21 protein-coding genes are annotated in these 19,830 nt (G+C 43.0%); 7 read left to right on the plus strand and 14 right to left on the minus strand.

The window, feature by feature from the left end:
- Nucleotides 1-94 precede the first annotated feature (94 nt).
- Genes potC through potA form a run of 3 tightly spaced genes read right to left on the minus strand, consistent with a single transcriptional unit; the run spans nt 95 to nt 2,821 of the window.
- Nucleotides 95-865, minus strand: a complete 771-nt coding sequence (gene potC / locus AB4513_RS22270) for a spermidine/putrescine ABC transporter permease PotC (RefSeq protein WP_004733706.1) — start codon at nt 863-865, stop codon at nt 95-97.
- Nucleotides 865-1,722 (minus strand): spermidine/putrescine ABC transporter permease PotB, encoded by an 858-nt coding sequence (gene potB, locus AB4513_RS22275; RefSeq protein ID WP_012603924.1) that lies wholly within the window; start codon nt 1,720-1,722, stop codon nt 865-867. The genes potC and potB overlap by 1 nt, the downstream gene beginning before the upstream one ends.
- A complete protein-coding gene (gene potA, locus AB4513_RS22280) occupies nt 1,706-2,821 on the minus strand; it encodes a spermidine/putrescine ABC transporter ATP-binding protein PotA (RefSeq protein ID WP_009846720.1) in 1,116 nt (371 codons plus the stop codon). The genes potB and potA overlap by 17 nt, the downstream gene beginning before the upstream one ends.
- Before the next feature lie 329 nt (nt 2,822-3,150).
- Here potA and AB4513_RS22285 point away from each other — a divergent pair, with 329 nt between their 5' ends.
- The 4 genes from AB4513_RS22285 (at nt 3,151) to ttcA (ending at nt 6,797) form a co-directional block, all read left to right on the plus strand.
- Complete coding sequence (locus tag AB4513_RS22285) at nt 3,151-3,999, plus strand: membrane protein (RefSeq protein ID WP_009846719.1); 849 nt, start codon at nt 3,151-3,153, stop codon at nt 3,997-3,999.
- Nucleotides 3,992-4,840, plus strand: a complete 849-nt coding sequence (locus tag AB4513_RS22290; protein WP_009846718.1) for a glucosaminidase domain-containing protein — start codon at nt 3,992-3,994, stop codon at nt 4,838-4,840. Before AB4513_RS22285 ends, AB4513_RS22290 begins: the two co-directional genes overlap by 8 nt.
- A gap of 123 nt (nt 4,841-4,963) precedes the next feature.
- Nucleotides 4,964-5,614, plus strand: coding sequence for a DUF2987 domain-containing protein (locus AB4513_RS22295; RefSeq protein WP_009846717.1), 651 nt, complete (start codon nt 4,964-4,966; stop codon nt 5,612-5,614).
- Nucleotides 5,615-5,903: 289 nt separating this feature from the next.
- On the plus strand, nt 5,904-6,797 hold the full coding sequence (gene ttcA / locus AB4513_RS22300; RefSeq protein ID WP_009846716.1) for a tRNA 2-thiocytidine(32) synthetase TtcA: 894 nt from the start codon (nt 5,904-5,906) through the stop codon (nt 6,795-6,797).
- A gap of 111 nt (nt 6,798-6,908) precedes the next feature.
- On the opposite strand, the gene uspE is transcribed toward ttcA, so the two are convergent.
- From uspE to ccoN, 10 genes are all read right to left on the minus strand, one after another.
- Entirely contained in the window at nt 6,909-7,859 is a 951-nt protein-coding gene (gene uspE / locus AB4513_RS22305) for a universal stress protein UspE (RefSeq protein WP_009846715.1), read from the minus strand.
- A gap of 132 nt (nt 7,860-7,991) precedes the next feature.
- On the minus strand, nt 7,992-8,738 hold the full coding sequence (locus AB4513_RS22310) for an FNR family transcription factor (protein ID WP_009846714.1): 747 nt from the start codon (nt 8,736-8,738) through the stop codon (nt 7,992-7,994).
- An 86-nt stretch (nt 8,739-8,824) separates the two neighbouring features.
- Entirely contained in the window at nt 8,825-9,499 is a 675-nt protein-coding gene (locus AB4513_RS22315; RefSeq protein WP_009846713.1) for a sulfite exporter TauE/SafE family protein, read from the minus strand.
- Complete coding sequence (gene ccoS, locus AB4513_RS22320) at nt 9,489-9,725, minus strand: cbb3-type cytochrome oxidase assembly protein CcoS (protein WP_009846712.1); 237 nt, start codon at nt 9,723-9,725, stop codon at nt 9,489-9,491. The genes AB4513_RS22315 and ccoS overlap by 11 nt, the downstream gene beginning before the upstream one ends.
- Nucleotides 9,725-12,097 (minus strand): heavy metal translocating P-type ATPase metal-binding domain-containing protein, encoded by a 2,373-nt coding sequence (locus AB4513_RS22325; protein WP_009846711.1) that lies wholly within the window; start codon nt 12,095-12,097, stop codon nt 9,725-9,727. The genes ccoS and AB4513_RS22325 overlap by 1 nt, the downstream gene beginning before the upstream one ends.
- A gap of 5 nt (nt 12,098-12,102) precedes the next feature.
- Entirely contained in the window at nt 12,103-12,582 is a 480-nt protein-coding gene (locus tag AB4513_RS22330; RefSeq protein ID WP_009846710.1) for a FixH family protein, read from the minus strand.
- A gap of 85 nt (nt 12,583-12,667) precedes the next feature.
- The gene (gene ccoP / locus AB4513_RS22335) at nt 12,668-13,642 is read right to left on the minus strand and encodes a cytochrome-c oxidase, cbb3-type subunit III (RefSeq protein ID WP_009846709.1); all 975 of its coding nucleotides are present in this window, start codon (nt 13,640-13,642) and stop codon (nt 12,668-12,670) included.
- The gene (locus AB4513_RS22340; protein ID WP_009846708.1) at nt 13,642-13,818 is read right to left on the minus strand and encodes a CcoQ/FixQ family Cbb3-type cytochrome c oxidase assembly chaperone; all 177 of its coding nucleotides are present in this window, start codon (nt 13,816-13,818) and stop codon (nt 13,642-13,644) included. Before AB4513_RS22340 ends, ccoP begins: the two co-directional genes overlap by 1 nt.
- 9 nt (nt 13,819-13,827) lie before the next feature.
- Entirely contained in the window at nt 13,828-14,448 is a 621-nt protein-coding gene (ccoO, locus tag AB4513_RS22345; protein ID WP_004742292.1) for a cytochrome-c oxidase, cbb3-type subunit II, read from the minus strand.
- Between the two features lie 11 nt (nt 14,449-14,459).
- Nucleotides 14,460-15,893: a cytochrome-c oxidase, cbb3-type subunit I gene (ccoN, locus tag AB4513_RS22350; protein WP_009846707.1), complete on the minus strand. Its 1,434-nt coding sequence runs from the start codon at nt 15,891-15,893 to the stop codon at nt 14,460-14,462.
- Between the two features lie 252 nt (nt 15,894-16,145).
- On the opposite strand from ccoN, the gene AB4513_RS22355 reads away from it, so the two are divergent.
- From AB4513_RS22355 to AB4513_RS22365, 3 genes are all read left to right on the plus strand, one after another.
- Nucleotides 16,146-16,511: a hypothetical protein gene (locus tag AB4513_RS22355; protein WP_009846706.1), complete on the plus strand. Its 366-nt coding sequence runs from the start codon at nt 16,146-16,148 to the stop codon at nt 16,509-16,511.
- Nucleotides 16,512-16,626: 115 nt separating this feature from the next.
- Nucleotides 16,627-17,811: an FIST signal transduction protein gene (locus AB4513_RS22360; RefSeq protein WP_009846705.1), complete on the plus strand. Its 1,185-nt coding sequence runs from the start codon at nt 16,627-16,629 to the stop codon at nt 17,809-17,811.
- Nucleotides 17,811-19,535, plus strand: a complete 1,725-nt coding sequence (locus AB4513_RS22365; protein ID WP_009846704.1) for an ATP-binding protein — start codon at nt 17,811-17,813, stop codon at nt 19,533-19,535. Before AB4513_RS22360 ends, AB4513_RS22365 begins: the two co-directional genes overlap by 1 nt.
- Nucleotides 19,536-19,685: 150 nt before the next feature.
- Here AB4513_RS22365 and AB4513_RS22370 read toward each other — a convergent pair.
- Nucleotides 19,686-19,830 (minus strand): DUF3693 domain-containing protein (locus AB4513_RS22370; protein WP_240798335.1); only part of this gene is annotated, 145 nt, incomplete at its 5' end.

The raw sequence follows: 19,830 nt of genomic DNA on the forward strand, positions 1-19,830 counted from the left end.
GAAAAACAGAATGGCAATTTACCATTCTGTTTATGAATAACACTTTTGTTAAACTTGAATCTTATCAAGTCCGTCTCAGCAAAGAGTAGGAGACTTACTTGATTTTCTCTCTCGCTAACAACTGAGAAATAATCACCAGTATTAACGACACCACTAACATCACTGTTGCTAGGGCGTTGACCTCTGGAGATATACCGACTTTAACCATCGAGTAAATCTTCAGTGGCAAGATTTCGTAAGTTGGACCTGTTACGAAAGAGCTGATGATCACATCGTCCAAAGACAGAGTGAAGCTCAATAACCACCCCGCAGCAACCGCTGGCTTAGCAAGAGGCAGGATGATCTGTTTTAGAATCGTCCACTCACTTGCACCTAAGTCTTTTGCTGCTTCTAGCATCTTCACATCAAAGCCATTCAAGCGACTGTAAACCGTTACCACAACGAACGGTAAACAGAAAGTAATGTGCGCTGCAAGTAGGGTAAAGAACCCAAGTTGTACACCCATAACCAAGAATAGCGCAAGAAGCGAAATCGCCATTACGATATCTGGTGACATCATCACGATGAACAACATGCCATTGACGATGCCTTTACCTTTAAATTGGTAACGGAATAGGGCAACGGCAGTCAGGCTTCCGACAATCGTTGCGGCAGTCGCTGAGAACACCGCTACGTTGATCGAATGCCACGCAGCCTGCATTAGGCTGTCGTTGTTAATCAGCGCGTCATACCATTTGGTGGTAAAGCCACCCCATTTCATGCCGAATTTATTGGCATTAAATGAGTTTGCAATCAATACGATAATAGGTAGGTATAGAAAAGCGTATACCAACGCCATAAAGCTGAACTTAACTGTGCGACCCATTAGTCTAGCTCCACTTTCTTATTCAATAACTTGCCTGCACGGTAGTAGGCATAAAGCATCACAGCCATTGCCACGGTCAGTGCAATACTCGTCGCAGCGCCAAACGGCCAGTCCCGAGCATTGAGTACTTGGCTCTTAATCACGTTACCAATCAGCAGGTTCTTTGCTCCGCCTAATAGGTCAGAGATGTAGAACATACCTAACGCGGGCAATAACACTAATAAACAACCGCCGACAATACCTGGCATAGTCAGTGGTAACACGACTTTCAATAGCGTTTGCAGTTTGTTCGCACCTAAATCTTTAGCCGCTTCTAGGTACGTATCGTCCAGTTTTTCAATCGCTGAATACAGCGGCAGAATCATGAATGGAAGTAGGATATACACCAAACCAATCATTACTGCGGTTTCTGAGTACATGATGCGTAGCGGCTTATCAATAATATCTAACGCTAACAAACCTTTGTTCAGAACCCCTTGAGTACCCAAAACCACTTTCAATCCGTAAGTACGAATCAGTGAGTTAGTCCAAAATGGTACAATCACGAGGAACAACATGATTGGACGCCACTTCGCTGGCATTTTTGCCACGATATAGGCGAACGGGTAACCAATAATTAAACAAAGCAGGGTAGCAACGATTGCCATATAGAAAGAGTGCATCAGCACTTTAAAATACAGCGGATCAGCCAAACGCACATAGTTATCGAGAGTAAAAGTCATCTCAATCAAGTTAGCTTCATCACGAGTTAAGAAGCTAGTACCGATGATCATGATGTTTGGAATCATCACGAACAGCACCAACCAACCTGTGATTAAAGCAACAATTGCGTTTTGTAAATTAAACTTCTTGCTCATCTTCTAATACCACTTCCCAGCTCTCAACCCAAGTTACTGCAACTTTTTGGCCCAGTGAGTGATCAACATCAGGGTCATCTTCGTTGAAGAATTCGCTAACCATGACACGCATACCCGACTCAAGTTCTACGACTGAATCTAATGTCATGCCTTTATAGGTTCGCTCGACAATGTGACCAACAATACCGCGTTGCTCAGATTCTTTGATTTCTTCGATACGAAGATCTTCAGGGCGAAGCAATACTTGCAGTTTTTGACCCGGTGTTACGTCTTTATCGTGATAGATAATGGACTCTTCACCTTCGATTGTCGCAACAATGCGCTTTTCATCTTGACGAGATTTAGCTGTCGCTTCGAATACGTTAATTTCACCAATGAAACGCGCTACGAATAGGTTCTTAGGCTCTTCGTAGATCTCTCTTGGTGTTCCGTCTTGTTCAATCACGCCATCACGCATAACAATAATGCGGTCGGACATAGAGAGTGCTTCTTCTTGGTCATGCGTTACAAAAATGAACGTGATACCAAGTTGGCGTTGCAGTTGTTTCAGCTCGATTTGCATCTGTTTACGTAGTTTGTAATCAAGAGCAGATAGAGATTCATCCAACAAGAGAACTTTAGGCTTATTAACGACAGCACGAGCGATTGCGATACGTTGCTGTTGGCCGCCAGATAGCTGGTGTGGCTTTCGTTGTGCCATTTGCTCTAAGCGCACCATTTTCAAAGCATCCATTACACGAGGTTCAATCTCGCTGCTTGGAACTTTCTGCATGCGTAAGCCAAATGCCACATTATCGAAAACGGTCATATGCGGGAATAGGGCATAGCTTTGGAAAACAGTGTTTACATGCCTTTGTTCAGCAGGAACTTGGGTTACGTTCTGTCCAGCTAATAGTATTTCACCACTATCCGCCGTTTCAAAACCCGCAATCATTCTTAGCACGGTTGTTTTACCACAACCTGATGGGCCTAAAATCGTGAGAAACTCACCATGATTTACGTTTAAATCCAGATTGCCGATGACTTCCTTACCATCGAAACTTTTACTGATGCCAGTTAGCTGTACTACTGGCTTCCCTACTGATTTTTTAGCGTTCAACGTCTGTTTTTCTCCACCTTGGTTCTATTTGAGACCTGTTGCTATACACCTCTAAGGCGCGCATCATAATCACCAAAAACGTGAATTCAAAGCATTTTTTATCTTTCGAAGACAAAAAAATTCGCAGGTAAAAGTAAACATCCTTTACCATACTGTTATTTGTTGGGTTCACACCCTAACAAGTGTCTAATTATTAACCATTAAGACGTAAAAGCAAGCCTTGTTACAGATTCATATTTTAGTTTGCATCCGACATATGGGTATAATGAAGGTAATTTTTTATCAATAAGTTAGGTGCCTTCGTTTAGTTGGCGCACCTAGGTATCAATATGAACAACGACATCGAAAAAGATTTTAATTTGGGCGGTAGTATCGACCGTGCACTTTCCGGCGATTATGAGCTCAAAGCAACGGCTGTATTCCAAGAGGCTTGGAAACATACGATAAGTCACTTTCTTTCGTTTTCCCCTGCGATTGTTGCGCTGATGTTCGTACAATTGGCTATCTTTTATATCGCACTAAAACTGCAACTTGGTGACCCAGCAGTGATCTTAGATGCGGTAATCGACCCTGAGGCCTTTACCCCCCAGATCGTTGAATCGATTTTCATTGCGAATTTTAGCTATGAAGTCGTCAGTGCACCTATCTATGCCGGCATCTGTTTAATGGCAATGAGCCATGCTGCAGGTCTTCAAACTAAAGTGCGCCACATAGGCAAAGGTTTACAGTTTACGATCCCCGTTATTCTAGTGACTTTGTTCAGCCTAATGCTTCAAGGCATCGCTGGTATGATTCTGCCATTTCTGTCTATCTACTTCTCACTTGCGTTCAGCAACTCAATTCTGCTGATTTGTGATAAAAAAGTGCCACCGATGCAATCGCTGTTACTTTCTCTAAGAGCAGTAAATAAGAAGATCTTCGTAGTCGCGTCTATATACCTAATGGTTATGCTGATGTTCATCGTTGCTGCGATGATGTACGGCATTGGCTTGATCTTCGTTCTTCCATTCTTCTTCCACGTGAAAGGTATCGTTTACCGTGAAATGTTTGGCATCAAGCTGAAGATAATTGCATCAGACCGCCCAATGAGCGATGACGATAGCGATGGCGGTAACAATAACGGCAACAACAGTAGCCATGGTAACAAGAACAAAAACCCGCAGGTCTTCGATGCGTAATAACGACAAAGGCAGCGCGAGTAAATCTCTTGCGCTCAAGGTAACAACACTAGCAATCGTGGGTTCTATCTCACTGATTGGCCCATACCTTTACCAAGAAGAAGAACGCCGACGTACGACAGAACAGAGCTCTACTTCAGCAGACCAATTTGATGACTTGACTGTTGCTTCAAGCGCACCAAATTTTGCGGCTATTAAGGGTGTAAACGAGAAAAAAGACGCGTTTTTCTCGTTCCTACGACCAAGCATCAAGATTGAAAACAAACGTATCACCAAAGAACGTGCGTTTTTAACTAAGCTCTCTGAATCTGGTTTAAGTAATATTGATTCTGAAGACATTTCTTATGCGAAAAGGTTAGGGAAGTTGTACAGCTTACCGGTACCTAGCACAGGTATAGAACAGACATGGTTGGCGGAATTGCTTAACCGAGTCAACGTACTGCCAGAGGCGCTGGTACTGACACAGGCTGCTAATGAATCAGCTTGGGGGACATCACGTTTCGCCACCAAAGCAAACAACTATTTCGGACATTGGTGTTACAGCAAAGGTTGTGGCCTTGTTCCGCTACAACGTAACGAAGGCAGCTCGCATGAAGTAGCAACATTTTCTTCAAGCCAAGAATCCGTACACCGTTACTTCATGAACCTTAATCGTAACCGTGCCTATGCAGATTTAAGAGCCATTCGTGCGCAACTGGCAGCGAATGGTAATGATCTGTTAACCAAAGAAACGGCGACCGAATTGACCAATGGCTTGTTAAAATATTCTGAGCGAGGTTCAGACTATGTGACTGATTTACAAGCTATGATCCGTCACAACAAGGTATACTGGGAAAAGTAACTCATTTGGATATCCGTTTGATTGACTTCTTTAGTCAATTTGACACCAAGCAATATCGCAAAAGAGCAGCTCATTGGCTGCTCTTTCTATTTATAAACGCTCAACTTCAACAAGATTATAATAATGAAAAAGACAGCACTCGCTTTATTAGCCATTTTAAGTTTTGGGGTTTCTCTTCCAGCTTCGGCGCAAGAATACATGTTCACGTATTCTAAACTCTATACTCAGCTGAAAAACAACACCAAAGAAGGGCACGATGATGTCAAAGTTGCGGTGTTCTTTGTTGACCAACAAGCACAGAAAACCTGTCACATCAGCAAAGCTTGGATGGAGAAAGAAGAGCACTACGAAGAGCTAAAAGTGTCTCCTGCGAATGAGCTGCTTCTACCTGTAGATCAAAACCTGCGCTCAGCAAATCCTCTTATCTTTGTACAAACCCAAGAACAAGAGTGCGCGTATTCGCTCGTTGTCATGACACAGGAACCTTTAGCTGAAACTGTTGAAGTTGCACAGCTAGAAAGCCTGTTACCGCAGATGCAAGCGATGCTAGAAGACGTCAGCGGCATGTTCTCTAGCTGGTTCACACCTGATATCCAAGGGTTAACGTTGGAGTTCAATGACAAGCTTGAAGGCAACATTGCTCTATCTAACGGTAAACAGATCCCAATTAAAGAAGGGCGTGCTAAATTCACCTTAGAAGAGCTGAATGGAAGTGACAGCATCACTTTACCAGAGCCAACGGTTCGCGTATTACCGTACATTCCCGCGCAATAAGTCTAGCTAGAAGCACTCCCTACGCTTTGAGGAAGTAGTTCTTAAGCAGCCTGATCTTTTAGAGAAGGCTGCTTTTCTTTGTCTACTATGCAAACCTCGAATTTGTTAAGACGCGTTTATCTAACCGTTTAGAGAGCTTAAAGCACAAAAGAAGCGGAATCTTTCCAATACTCAGCTTGTTAATCCTGCCGTTACTATTTCAACATCAAATAAAAATCCGTATAATCCACGCCCTAAAACAGTCCCACTAGCAATCTACAGTCGGTAATACGACGGTGTGAGAGTCGCAATGAACCAAAACGAAAATAAAAAAGAAACACTTGAATTCAACAAGCTTCAGAAACGCCTGAGACGAAATGTTGGAAATGCCATCGTTGACTACAACATGATCGAAGAGAATGACGTAGTAATGGCATGCATTAGTGGCGGTAAAGATTCATTTGCGATGCTAGATATTTTGCTACGTTTACGTGAAGCTGCACCTATCAAATTCGATGTTGTTGCCGTAAACCTAGACCAAAAACAACCTGGCTTTCCTGAGCACATTCTTCCTGAATACTTCGAAACTCTGAACATTCCTTACTACATCGTAGATAAAGATACGTACTCCGTAGTTAAAGAGAAAGTGCCAGAGGGTAAAACAACTTGTGGTCTATGTTCTCGTCTTCGTCGTGGTACTTTGTACTCGTTTGCAGAGAAAATTGGGGCGACTAAGATTGCTCTTGGCCACCACCTAGACGATATTGTTGAGACGATGTTCCTGAACATGTTCCACGGTGCACGCTTGAAAGCAATGCCGCCAAAATTGCGTTCTGATGATGGCCGTAACGTTGTTATTCGTCCACTGACTTATTGTCGTGAAACGGACTTAATCCAATACGCAGAGCACCTAGATTTCCCAATCATTCCTTGTAACCTGTGTGGCTCTCAAGAGAACCTACAGCGCCAGAACATTAAAGCAATGTTGATTGATTGGGATAAGAAAACGCCAGGTCGTGTTGAGAAGATCTTCAAGTCAATTCAGAACGTAAGTCCAAGCCAACTGGCTGACCGAGAACTGTTTGATTTCGTAAACCTTCCACTAGACCGTAGTGAAGATCGCAAGGCCTACGAATTCGAAGAAGCTGAAATTTCCTCATCAAATATCGATGAGTCAATGTTCATCGACGTGACTAACGTATAATAAGAATAATCGTTGTAGAGCAATAGATGCGCCTACAACAGACAGACAAACAAAAACGCCTCAAGCAATGCTTGAGGCGTTTTTTTATGATTTTAAATCAGCTATAAGGCATTAACCTATAGACAAATTGGGATCAAGTGGACTGACGTAACCCGACGGTTTAAGAGCAAGTACGTCACAGTTAATCTTGTCGATGACATGTTCCGCAGTATTACCAATAAAGACGGCAGACAATCCAGTACGGCCGGTGGTACCAAGAATCACCATAGCAGCGTTGTTTTCAGACGCGACACAAGGAATAACATCTTCTGGCAAGCCTTGCTCAACAACAGTTTGCTCTTCACTCATACCGTGCTTCTGGCGCAACGCTTTCATCGCTGTTAAGTGATGGCCACGAACCGCGTCAGTATAAGAGGTTGGGTCAAACTCTGGCAGCTCGATTGTGATATTAGCAGGTGTCACCGGGTAGGCGTTTACCAATAGCGGCTCAGCATCTAAACGACCTGTGATTTCAAGTAACCTGTCGACCATCGTATCATTGAGCTCTAAGTGAGCTTCGGTTTCAGAGCCAACATGGACTGAAGCGTAAATCTTCGCGTGTTCTGGCCAGAAATCATTTTTAACCAATAGCACTGGGCTAGGGCATTTTCTCAATAAGTGCCAGTCGGTAGGAGTAAAGATGACAGATTCTAAGGTATCGTGCTTACGCGTACCTTTGATTAGGATGTCATGCTCGCCACTGTAAACCTCTGCAATGATCGCTTCATACGGGCGGTTATGCCAAACCACTTGCACGTTAAATTCAATAGAATCATCAAGGTAAGGAGCCGCCACTTTATTCATCCAAATTTCACGTTGATGAATTACGCCTTTACGCATTGCGTCTCTTTCATCGACAGAGAGCATAGATGTCATGTCATACGAGAAATCGTAGATCGATAAAAAGAAAGTGATGTGGCTTGTTGATGTGCTTTTCTTGGCAAGTTGGATAGCACGAACTAGAGCAGGTTGCTCATCGTGATTAATGTCTGCGACAACTAAAATTTTGTTATAGATACTCATAACTAAGCCTACTTTTCAGACCGAACATATAAATAATGTAGCGTAGTTATGGAGAGAATAAGAGAAATATAAGAGGTTTTAAGAGAGAAACATGATGTAGCTCATTATTGAACTACATCATTGATATCTAGACTATTCTTTTGAAACGCCAGCAAGTTCCATCAACGCATCGTGATCTTCGATAGTGATATATTTGCCTTTAACGCTCAAGATGTCTGCTTTTTGGAAGCGACCTAAAAGACGACTAATTGTTTCAACAGTCAAACCAAGGTAGTTACCAATATCGCCACGAGTCATCGTTAGGCGGAACTCACGTGGGCTGAAGCCACGTTGAGAGAAACGAGTAGAAAGGTTGTAAAGGAATGCAGCAAGACGCTCTTCCGCGTTCTTCTTAGAAAGAAGCAGAATCATTTCTTGGTCACCTTTAATCTCATTACTCATCAGACGCATAATTTGCTGACGCAATTTAGGCATTTTGCCTGATAGGTCGTCTAGAATTTCGTATGGAATTTCACAGACCATAGAAGTTTCTAACGCTTGTGCGAAACTAGGGTGCATGTCACCAGTAATCGCATCGAAGCCAACAAGATCGCCCGCTAGGTGGAATGCAGTAATCTGCTCATCACCTTGCTCGGTAATCGTGTAGCTCTTGATCGTTCCAGAGCGAATAGCGTATAGAGATTTAAGCTCGTCACCGGCTTTAAATAACTCTTGGCCTTTTTGAATAGGCTTTTTTCTCTCAATGATCTGATCAAGTTGATCGAGTTCAGATTCATTCAAAGTAAACGGAATACAGAGCTGGCTAATACTACAATCCTGGCAATGGATCGCACAGCCACCAGACTGAACACGTTTCGTCACAGGCTTTTCAGAAATCATAACAATCTTTCACTATTTGATATACGTCAATATTTTAGCATTCCTTAATCCTAAAGGGTAGTAAAAAAACCGGATTAAAGACGCCACTATACGGTATAAATAATAAGCTGTAGCGCCATATAACCGGTATAGAAGCCGTAAATGAGGATTAAAATTGCACCAAACTGACGAAATAAGTCAGCTTGTTGCAGTTTTTTGAGGAAATTTGCCCCCATTCCAACCGTGAGCATCGCAGGGAGGGTTCCTAAACCGAAAGCAAGCATGATACCCGCTCCGTTATACCAACTTCCTGATACGGCCGCCCATGTAAGCATAGAATAAACAAGGCCACATGGTAACCACCCCCAAATGAAACCAAATGGTAGAGCGTGACTAGGATGCTTCAATGGTAGAAATGATTTACCGACAGGAGAGATATAGCGCCATAGTTTTTGTCCGACTTTTTCAAAAAACAACAAGCCGAACCACCATTTGCCAATATACAAACCTAAGACGATCATAAAGCCAGCAGCAAATAATCGCAGCCAACCTAGCAGAGCGTTAAAATCGCTTAGCTGACCTATAGAAGAAATTGCACCGCCAATCACACCGCCAATCACGGCATAGCTTAGCAAGCGTCCTAGGTTATAAAGCAGGGGAATGACAGGGGAAGGTTTACTGTTTCCAATTGAAAGAAGCGACGCAATGCCACCACACATTCCCATGCAGTGACCTGCGCCGATCAACCCAACAACAAAGGCTCCGATCCAATCAGGCGTCATCGTTCTTTTTGTCTAAGTTAGTTTGGCTTTCTACGTTAGCTTTCTCGTTCTTAACAGGTTTACTATCAGAATGGTGAAGAGCATTAGTGTCTTCATCAAACAGAATGTTGTGGCCTTGACGCTCAAGGTCTTCAAACTGCTCACTCTTAACTGCCCACAGAAATATACCGACAGCGATGCACACAAGTACGATCGCAATTGGAATAAGTATGTATAAACTTTCCATTATTTACCTTGCTCTTTTAAAAGCCTTAACGAGTTAGACACAACAATAATAGAGCTAGCAGACATGCCAACAACGGCAATGTATGGAGCAACCAAACCAGCAACAGCCAATGGAAGAATAACTAAGTTATACCCCAACGACCACGCTAAGTTTTCACGGATTATCTTACGCGTTTTAAGCGCTAATGTTCGTGATTTAAGTAATCTATCGAGTTTGTCACCCAATAACACCATATCCGCTGAGGCTTTCGCCACGTCGGTACCGCCGCCCATTGCGACAGAAAGGTGAGCACCCGCCAGAATAGGCGCATCGTTAATACCGTCACCAACCATCATGGTGATGTCACTAGCGTCTCTAGAGTTTAAATAAGCCAGTTTATCTTCCGGCTTCGCGTTAGCAACAATGTCAGTAATGCCGATCTCTTCAGCAACAGGTTTCGCGTTAATCAAAGAATCGCCAGTCAGCAGCGTGGTTTTGATTCCCGCTTCTTTGAATTGCTTAATGAACTCAATACTTTCTTTACGAATCGGGTCTTCATAAGTGAATGTTGCGGTATGTCGACCAGACATCGACAAGTAAATACCATTGCTTTCCGATGTTTGTGCATCACCAAGAATGAATTCACTGCTGCCGATAGCGACTTCTTGTCCATTCCACTCACCAGTGATACCAGAGCCAATTACGTTATTGACAGACTCTACTTCGATATCATCAGAAAGATGAGTCTTGAACGCTTTCGCGATAGGGTGGTTAGCATGTTGCTCTAGGCTCGCCGCTACTTTCAAACAGGTGTCTTTATCAAGTTCTGCGAAGGTTTCAACTTGGCTGATACGAATATCACCCTCGGTCAACGTGCCTGTTTTATCTATGATCAAGTGATTCACTTTGCACAAAGTTTCAAACACATGGCCTTTGCGCAGCAAGATACCGAAATTACCCATACGAGAAGTTGAGCAGGTGATGGCTGTCGGTGTTGCAAGCGATAGAGCACAAGGACATGTCGCAACAAGTACCGAGAGCATAATCCAGAAAGCATCTTCTGGACGTGTTTGGTGCCAGTAAAACCAAGTGCCGAACGAGATAACCAGAATCACAGCAACAAAGTATCGAGCAACCACATCGGCAATCTCTGCGATGCGAGGCTTAGACAGTTGCGCTTCATCCTGAAGGCGAACGATATTGGAAATCACGGAATCCGCTTTAGACGTCATCACTTCCAATTCAAACGATTCATCACCATTCAATGTACCAGCAAAGACGGTATCGTCTTCGTTCTTAACCACATGAATTGACTCACCAGTCAGCATGGATTCATCAATGTGAATTCTGCCAGATAATACTTTGCCATCCGCAGGAATATGCTCACCAGGAAGAACGCGAATCTGGTCGCCGACTTTCAATGTTTTAACTGGAACTTGTTCACCGTCTAATGTTGTCGCCATAGCTGGAACTAGCTTAAGCAGGTTACCACTAGCTGCTGCCGCTTTACGACGCGCGCGCATCTCAAGGAAACGCCCCAGTAATAGGAAGAAGGTGAACATCGAGATAGATTCAAAGAACACTTCGCCTTGCTCTGTCACCGTTGCCACTAAACTCGCAACATAGGCAAACAATAGAGCGATCGACACAGGAACATCCATGCCCAAGGTTCGGCCTTTAATACTACGCCAAGCGTTAATATAGAACGGTAATGCTGAGTAGAGCAGTACAGGCGTTGCGAAGATCAAACTCACCCAACGAAAGTAGCTTTTGAATTCCGGCTCAAGGCTGCCAAAAACTTCGAGATAAAGCGCCACCGCTAGCATCATAACTTGCATAGTCGCTAAACCCGCGACACCAAGACGATAAAGGTAGTTTTTCATCGAACGATGATAAGCGGCTTCTTGTTGGTCAGCCTCGAATGGTGCAGCTTTGTAGCCCAACCTATGAATCGCGGATAGCAACTCGCTTAGTTTAGCCTGAGTGTTGTCCCAACTAAGCAAAGCGCGGTTGGTCGTGGTATTAACACGAATACTCACAACGCCAAGCTTTGAAGAAACTTGCTTCTCAATAAGCCAAGCACAAGCCGCACAAGAGACACCATCTAGTGACAATGTCACCTCAGAGACGTTTTCGGAGTTACGGACGAACTCCAATTGAACATCTTCATTGTCATAGTGACTGAGAGCCAGAAGTTGCTCTGGCACCAGATCGGCTTTTTCAGCCGGAGCAGTACGGTATTGGTAATAAGAGACCAAACCGCTATCTATGATTGTCTGGGCTACGGTTTCGCAACCCGGACAACACATAGGACGAACCGATCCTAAAATTTCTACTTTAAAATCCGTTTCCGCTGGTACATCTTCACCGCAGTGATAACAGGATTCACACATAAGCTTTAATTCGTTAGTTGAGTAGGAGTATCAATAGGGAAGTTCATGCGACCTTGCACTAACCATTCAGAATCATGCGGAGAAAGCTCAATAAACCATGGTCCTTGCATTTCGTGATCCAAAGTCATGGTGTAGTTGCCTTTCGCATCCGCTGTCAGTAGTTGAGTAAAATCGCGGTCAGGCAGTGTTCTGTGAACAAACATTGCGTTAATCGCAGGGAAGTGATCGAGTTTACCTTTCTCAAGAGTAATGATAACTGAGTTACCTTTCTCGTTAACTGAAGCTGAAAGGCCGAGTTCCTTTGCAATATTTACTTTTGAAATGTCGACATTAATGCCTTTTCCTTTTTTATAGTAATCCTCAGTCACTAGGTCTACAGAGTTCTGTGTGAACACAATAACCGTCATGATGGTCCAAATAACTACTGTCGCTGGCAACGCGATTAAGAACCACGGCCAAAACTGTTTATACCAAGGCTTTACCATAAAAAAGATCTCAAAAAAGAATAAAAAGAAGGGGTTATAAAATAAAGGAAAGACAGCCTCTTAGAAAGAGGCTGTTATTGAAATGTTACTTATTATCCGAGTTGCTTAAGCTCCACACGTATGATGAAATCAGTTGTACTTTATCCTCGCCTAGAATGTCTTTCCAAGCAGGCATCACGCCAGAGCGTCCGTACATTACTGTTTCCGTCACAGCTGCGCGAGAGTCGCCAAACAACCAGTCGCGGTCAGTCAGGTCAGGTGCACCTACAGCAGGGTTACCCTTACCATCTGTACCGTGACATGCAGCACATACAACAAAGCGTGCTTTACCAGCTTCAGCTTCACGAGCATTCACACTACGTCCAGAAAGGCTAAGCGTGTAGCTAACCACTTCTTTAACGCCTTGCTCGCCAAGTGCATCTTTCCAGCCTGGCATTTGGCCAACACGACCATGCATGATTGTTGTCACGATAGCTTGTGGTTCACCACCATATAGCCATGCGTCATCAGTTAGGTTAGGAAAACCTTTTTGACCACGAGCATCAGAGCCGTGACACTGAGAACAGTTTTGCAAGAATAAACGTTGGCCCACTTTAATTGCGTCAGCATCTGATGCAATGTCAGGGACAGAACGTAAACCATTTTCGTCGTGAGCTAGCTTTTTGAATGCTTCACCAAAATAGGTGTTGGCGTCATCAAGCTCTTTCGCGTACTCGTCTAACTGCTTGTTCGCTTGAGCCGCAGCAATCGAAGAGCGAGACTCTTCAATACTACGAACTTCTTGGTTTGAACTTGTCCAACCTAGTAGACCTTTAAAATTGCCAAGGCCAGGGTAAAGAGCAAGGTAAACCGCTGCAAACACAATCGTACTGATGAAAAGGTATGTCCACCATTTTGGTAGTGGGTTATTAAGCTCACGAATACCATCGTATTCATGGCCCATATCATGACCTTCTTCTACGCCAGTTCGATCTTTAAAACACCAACGAAGCAAGACAGCACAACCAATTAGGGTACCAATCGTAATCGCACTAACCCAGATACTCCAGAATGTACTCATTACTTTGTCACTCCTTGATTTTTAGAACTTGTTGCCGGCTCGTCGTCTGCAAACACTAGGTTCGCATCTTCGTCGAAACGTGATTTACGATTCTTGCCGTATGCCCACCAAACGATGCCGATGAAGCAAGCAAAAACAGTAACAGTCCAAACACTTTGAAATGTAATAATGTCCATAATTATTCCTTATTTCATTGCGTGGCCAAGCGATTGAAGGTAAGCGATGATTGCATCCATCTCTGTTTTTCCTTCAACATCTTGTTTAGCGTTAGCAATTTGTTCGTCTGTGTAAGGAACACCAAATTGATTACGGAAGAGTTCAAGCTTCTGTTGAGTCAATTTGCCATCAAGTACATTCTCAGCAAGCCATGGGAAACCAGGCATGTTTGATTCAGGAACAAGTTCACGAGGGTCGATAAGGTGAACACGGTGCCACTCATCAGAGTAACGATCACCAACACGCGCTAGATCTGGACCAGTACGCTTAGAACCCCATAGGAATGGGTGTTCCCAAACGCTTTCGCCCGCTACAGAGTAGTGACCGTAACGTTCAGTTTCAGAGCGGAAAGGACGAATCATTTGGCTGTGACATACGTTACAACCTTCGCGGATATAAATATCACGACCTTCCATTTCCAGAGCAGAGTAAACGCGTAGGTTTTCTACAGGTTCAGTCGTCTGCTTTTGGAAAATAAGAGGGGTAATTTCTACTAAAGCACCAAAACTGATAGCAATAACGATCAAGATCGCCAGTAGGCCAACGTTCTTCTCTACCAACTCATGGCGATTATTTGAATTTGAGCTCATTCTAAATCTCCTTAAGCCGGTTGAGGGATAGCTTTAAGGCTATCTTTAGGTGCAGAAACAGTTTTGTACGTGTTGTATGCCATTAGGAACATACCAGATAGGAAGATAAAACCACCTAAGAAGCGTACAAAGTAGAACGGGTAAGATGCTTCTACAGATTCAACGAAGCTGTAAGTTAATGTACCGTCAGAGTTAACTGCACGCCACATCAGACCTTGCATCACACCAGAAATCCACATTGCAACAATGTAGAAAACCGTACCAATCGTTGCTAACCAGAAGTGAACATTGATTAGAGATACAGAGTACATACGCTCTTGACCAAATAGTTTAGGAACTAAGTGGTAAACCGAACCGATAGAAACCATCGCAACCCAACCTAGCGCACCAGAGTGAACGTGACCGATAGTCCAGTCCGTGTAGTGAGATAGTGCGTTAACCGTTTTGATTGCCATCATAGGGCCTTCGAAAGTCGACATGCCGTAGAATGATAGAGAAACGATTAGGAAACGTAGGATAGGGTCGTAGCGTAGCTTATGCCACGCACCAGATAGAGTCATAATACCGTTGATCATGCCACCCCAAGATGGAGCAAACAGAACCAAAGACATAACCATACCTAGAGACTGAGTCCAGTCTGGAAGTGCTGTGTAGTGTAGGTGGTGAGGACCAGCCCAAATATACAGAGACACAAGAGCCCAGAAGTGAACAATCGACAAACGGTAAGAGTAAACAGGGCGACCAGCTTGTTTAGGAACGAAGTAATACATCATACCTAGGAAACCAGCTGTCAATAGGAAGCCTACCGCATTGTGTCCGTACCACCATTGCACCATTGCATCGATCGCTCCGGAATAAATCGAGTACGATTTAAACGCAGATACAGGAACAGCCAGGCTGTTAACGATGTGCAACACGGCAACCGTGATGATGAAGGCTCCGAAGAACCAGTTAGCTACATAAATGTGCGATGTCTTACGCTTAATCATGGTTCCGAAGAACACGACCGCATAAGCTACCCACACAAGAGTAATAGCAATATCGATTGGCCATTCAAGTTCTGCGTATTCTTTACCAGAGGTTAAACCTAACGGTAAAGTAATTGCAGCGGACAGGATAATCGCTTGCCAACCCCAAAAGGTAAAGGCTACGAGAGGGCCACCAAAGAGACGCGTCTGACAGGTACGTTGCACAACATAATATGATGTTGCAAACAGCGCACTTGTACCGAACGCAAAAATAACCGCATTAGTATGCAGGGGACGTAAACGACTGTACGTCAGCCACGGCGTATCAAAGTTTAGCTGTGGCCAAACTAATTGAGCGGCAATCAAAACACCAACGCCCATACCGACAATACCCCACAAAATTGTAACGAGGGTAAATTGACGGACGACCGTATAGTTGTAGTTTTGTTCAAGCTGCTTTTCTTGGCTCATTTGCATGCTTCCAATTTCTTATTTACTACACTTTACTTCCAACACGACTCACGTCGTAATGCCACCCAAATTAGAAAAGGAAATTCAGCCTATTCAGAGCTTTATTTCCACTTGCTGATTTTAAAAAAAAGTGGCATTTTCAACGCGACACTATACTTGAATTAACAAATCAATGACAGAGTAGTAACCTTACGCTTGGTCTGGAATTGGATTTTTATTTAAAAACTTTGAACTTTGTAACAAGGAGTAAAGATTATAATGGCGGCACAAAAGCTAACAAAAGGCAGGCTTGTTCAAATTATCGTCATGTTGGTTATTTTAATAGCTGCATTTACTTGGAGAACAGTGACATACGACAATGACGAAACAGTAAACTGTATAATTTCTAAACCTTGCCAAATTACTATTGATAAACATAATGTTTTAATTTCGGGTGATAACCTAGGGTATTCGATCGAAACATCTAAAACTGGTAAATTTATCATTAACTATAATGAGAGTGGAACTCTAGAAGAAAAAGGGGCATCAATTTGGCTGTTACGAACGAACGCTCAGAACTCCTCAATAACGGTTACATTTCCACAACAGATAGCCACACTTTCTGTAAACCTTTCTAAGGAATAACACAGTAACAAGTTAGTCTCACCTCAATTCTTTTGATAGAAATATGTACTAAGTCAGTGAAATAGATTGTATAAAAGTGTTATAAAGAGAGCATTAATAAAATCTTCCGAGATCTATGAAATTTCTATCAAAAGTCTCTTATTCCCTAGACGATAAAATCGCAGTAGATGAGCTGCTCAGTGGGGTGGCAAACCCTGACGATATTGCCTGTCTTATCTGCTACTGCACCGAAGAGTACTCCACACTTGCTGTGCAGAGATATTTGGTAGATGCGCTCCCGAATACACCAATACATGGCTGCACCACTTGTCACGGTATTATGACCGAAACAGGGTTCCATTCAGGCCCTGTGATTGGGATACTCATCATCTATGATTCCGGGATCAATGCCTACGGTACCGGCATCAGTCACTTTGGCGATTCCATAGACCGTAGTACATTCAGCGCCATCGATAAAGCATTAAAGAACGCCAACCGAGAAGGTGAAATACCCGATCTTATCTTGCTCCATTCCACCCCAGGAAATGAAGAGAAGGTGATGGCGGCCATCGATAACAAATTTGGCACAGAGGTGCCGATTATTGGTGGAAGCGCAGCAGACAATCAAGTGTCTGGAAATTGGAGTATCTTTACCGAAGAAGCTCTTGCTATTAATGGCGTCTCTTTAACGGTGTTTTTTGCGTCACAATCCATCTATTCATCTTTTAGCGCCGGTCATACACCCACTCAGTATTCAGGCACCGTCACCAAAGTAAGAAATCGAATATTGTTAGAGATCGACCATAGGCCTGCGACCACCGTTTATAATGAATGGACTAATTTTCATTTAGGTGGCAGTGATGATGGGTATATTTTTGAAAAGTCGACAGTTTATCCATTAGGTCGAAAGGTCGGTTCTTCTTACGACTACCCATATTTCAAGTTGTCGCATTCGATCAGAGAAACTGAGTGTAACGGTATCGAGTTGTTCACTGATATCAATGAAGGTGACACCATCTATTTGATGCAAGGCTCTAAGCAACAACTTATCAGCCGTGCCGCTAACATCATTCATTCGTCTTACTATAATGATATGGATCTTGAAGAAAAATTAGGGGCGATCAACATATTCTGTGCAGGACCAATGCTGCACCTAAAACAAGATATGGATGAGGTTTGTGACCAAATCAATCACGCACTTGGTGGGCTTCCATACATATGTCCATTTACGTTTGGTGAGCAAGGCAGACTCTCTGGTGGTGAGAATGCGCACGGAAATTTGATGGTATCGTCTGCAACGTTTTATAGGCTGAAAAAGTAATGGATACTGAAGACCAGGAAGCGCTGCAAGAAGCTCGTATTGAACTCCAAAAACTAAAGGTCCGTGAACGTAAATTAGCTGAAGAGAATAGGGTGATCCTATCGACTATCTCTGCGATCAGTAAGGCGAGTAACATATCTGAAATATTTTCTAGTCTCGAATTCGCACTCAAAAAATACATAAAGTTTGATGATTTTATTGTGGTATCAAGAGTAGGGAATGAAGGTAGTTTCAAAACCCTGTTAACCAATAACAAAGTATTCGAACAAATGAATTGGACAGATTGTGGCAAGCTATCGCGAGTCATTAATGGAGAATGTGCCATTCTTTTTGAACCCAAATCTCTGGGTGAATTCAGCACTTTGCATCCCATTATCCTAGACCAAATTAACTCCGTACTGATTACTGGTATTGATAGCGGGCTTACACAATCCGTTATCATCTTTATCCATTCCAATACCAAACACTTTAGTATTGAAACCAAAGCCACTCTAAACCGATTTCGACCGCTGATTGAGCGTGCTGTTTTCGATATTGAAAACAAAGAAAAACTTGAAGCGACAGTCCGAGAACGTACAGCAGAACTCGTAGCAGCAAGAAAAGACGCAGAAAGAGCCAACAAAGCCAAATCTGAATTCTTAGCAATGATGAGTCATGAGTTAAGAACGCCGCTAAACGCCACCATAGGCTTAATCGACACGCTAAAGTCCACACCGCTGAATGATGAACAACAGTCTATATTGTTAAATATGAGTACATCATCTGAACTCCTATTGGCGATCATCAGTGATGTATTGGACTTTTCAAAGATTGAATCTGGATGCTTCTCGTTGGCTCCTCAATGGAGCAATGCAAGAGACACTGTAACTTTTGTTTTATCTGAACAAAAGAAGATAGCAGACGATAAAGGGTTGTCGTTAACCCTAACTAGCGACATTCCAGAAGGTGAACTACATTACATCGACCCAAGTCGCTTAGCACAGATCCTTTTTAATCTCATTGGTAACGCAATAAAGTTCACTGAACACGGGCATGTACATGTTTCTATTACATACCAGCACAGTTCATTCCGTATTAGCGTAGAAGACACCGGAATTGGCATCAGCTCACAGCAACTTTCGTCATTATTCAGTCCGTTCGTGCAAGCCGATAGCACAATCACACGTAGATTTGGTGGCACCGGCTTAGGTTTAGCAATAACAAAACGACTAGTAGAACTGATGCGCGGGCGTATATCGGTCGAGAGTGAGCCAGGAAAAGGCTCGAAATTTGAAGTGCGGTTACCAGTTCTAACGAGAGTTACGAACAATCAAGATCATGCTGCAGAAGATAAATACTCGCAAGTTCCCAGAACCCGTTATTCAGTGTTAGTTGTTGAAGACAACCCAACCAATCAGATGGTGATTCAATTGATCCTTGCGCGGCAAGGCCATGAAGTTTTCATCGCAAGCAACGGTGAAGAAGCCATTGGCTTTGTAGAAAGAGGTAATGACCCGATAGACATTATCTTGATGGATGTGTCGATGCCAGTTATGGACGGAATAACCACAACCAAATACATGAGAGACGCAAACATCAAAACACCAATTGTCGCGCTAACGGCACACACATCAGTAGAAGATAAATTTTCTTGTTTAGATGTCGGTATGAATGATTTCATTACCAAACCTGTAAGAACCAAAGAGATCATTGAAGCAATTGATAGGTTAATGCTTGAAGTCTAATAAACGTATTCTTAATCGAAGATTAGGAAATATGTTTATTAGGTATTTTATGGTAAATAGACTTACTGTTAAATGGAACGTCAGTTTGGTAGTCAAACAAGAGGCAGGGCATCACATAAAGGTACCTGCCTTATAAACACCAAACTCAATTTAACATAATATACATAATACGCACTGAATCGAGGGTTCTATCCCTAGGGCTATAGCACCGCAAGCCATTGAAATACTTGTTAAACCAAGCCCATTATACTTTTTTGCAATGCTGTTCCACAGTGTGTTAGAGCAATTTAGTAAT

The sequence above is a fragment of the Vibrio sp. 10N.222.54.E6 genome, assembly GCF_041473955.1.
Taxonomy (GTDB): Bacteria; Pseudomonadota; Gammaproteobacteria; order Enterobacterales; family Vibrionaceae; genus Vibrio; species Vibrio tasmaniensis_A.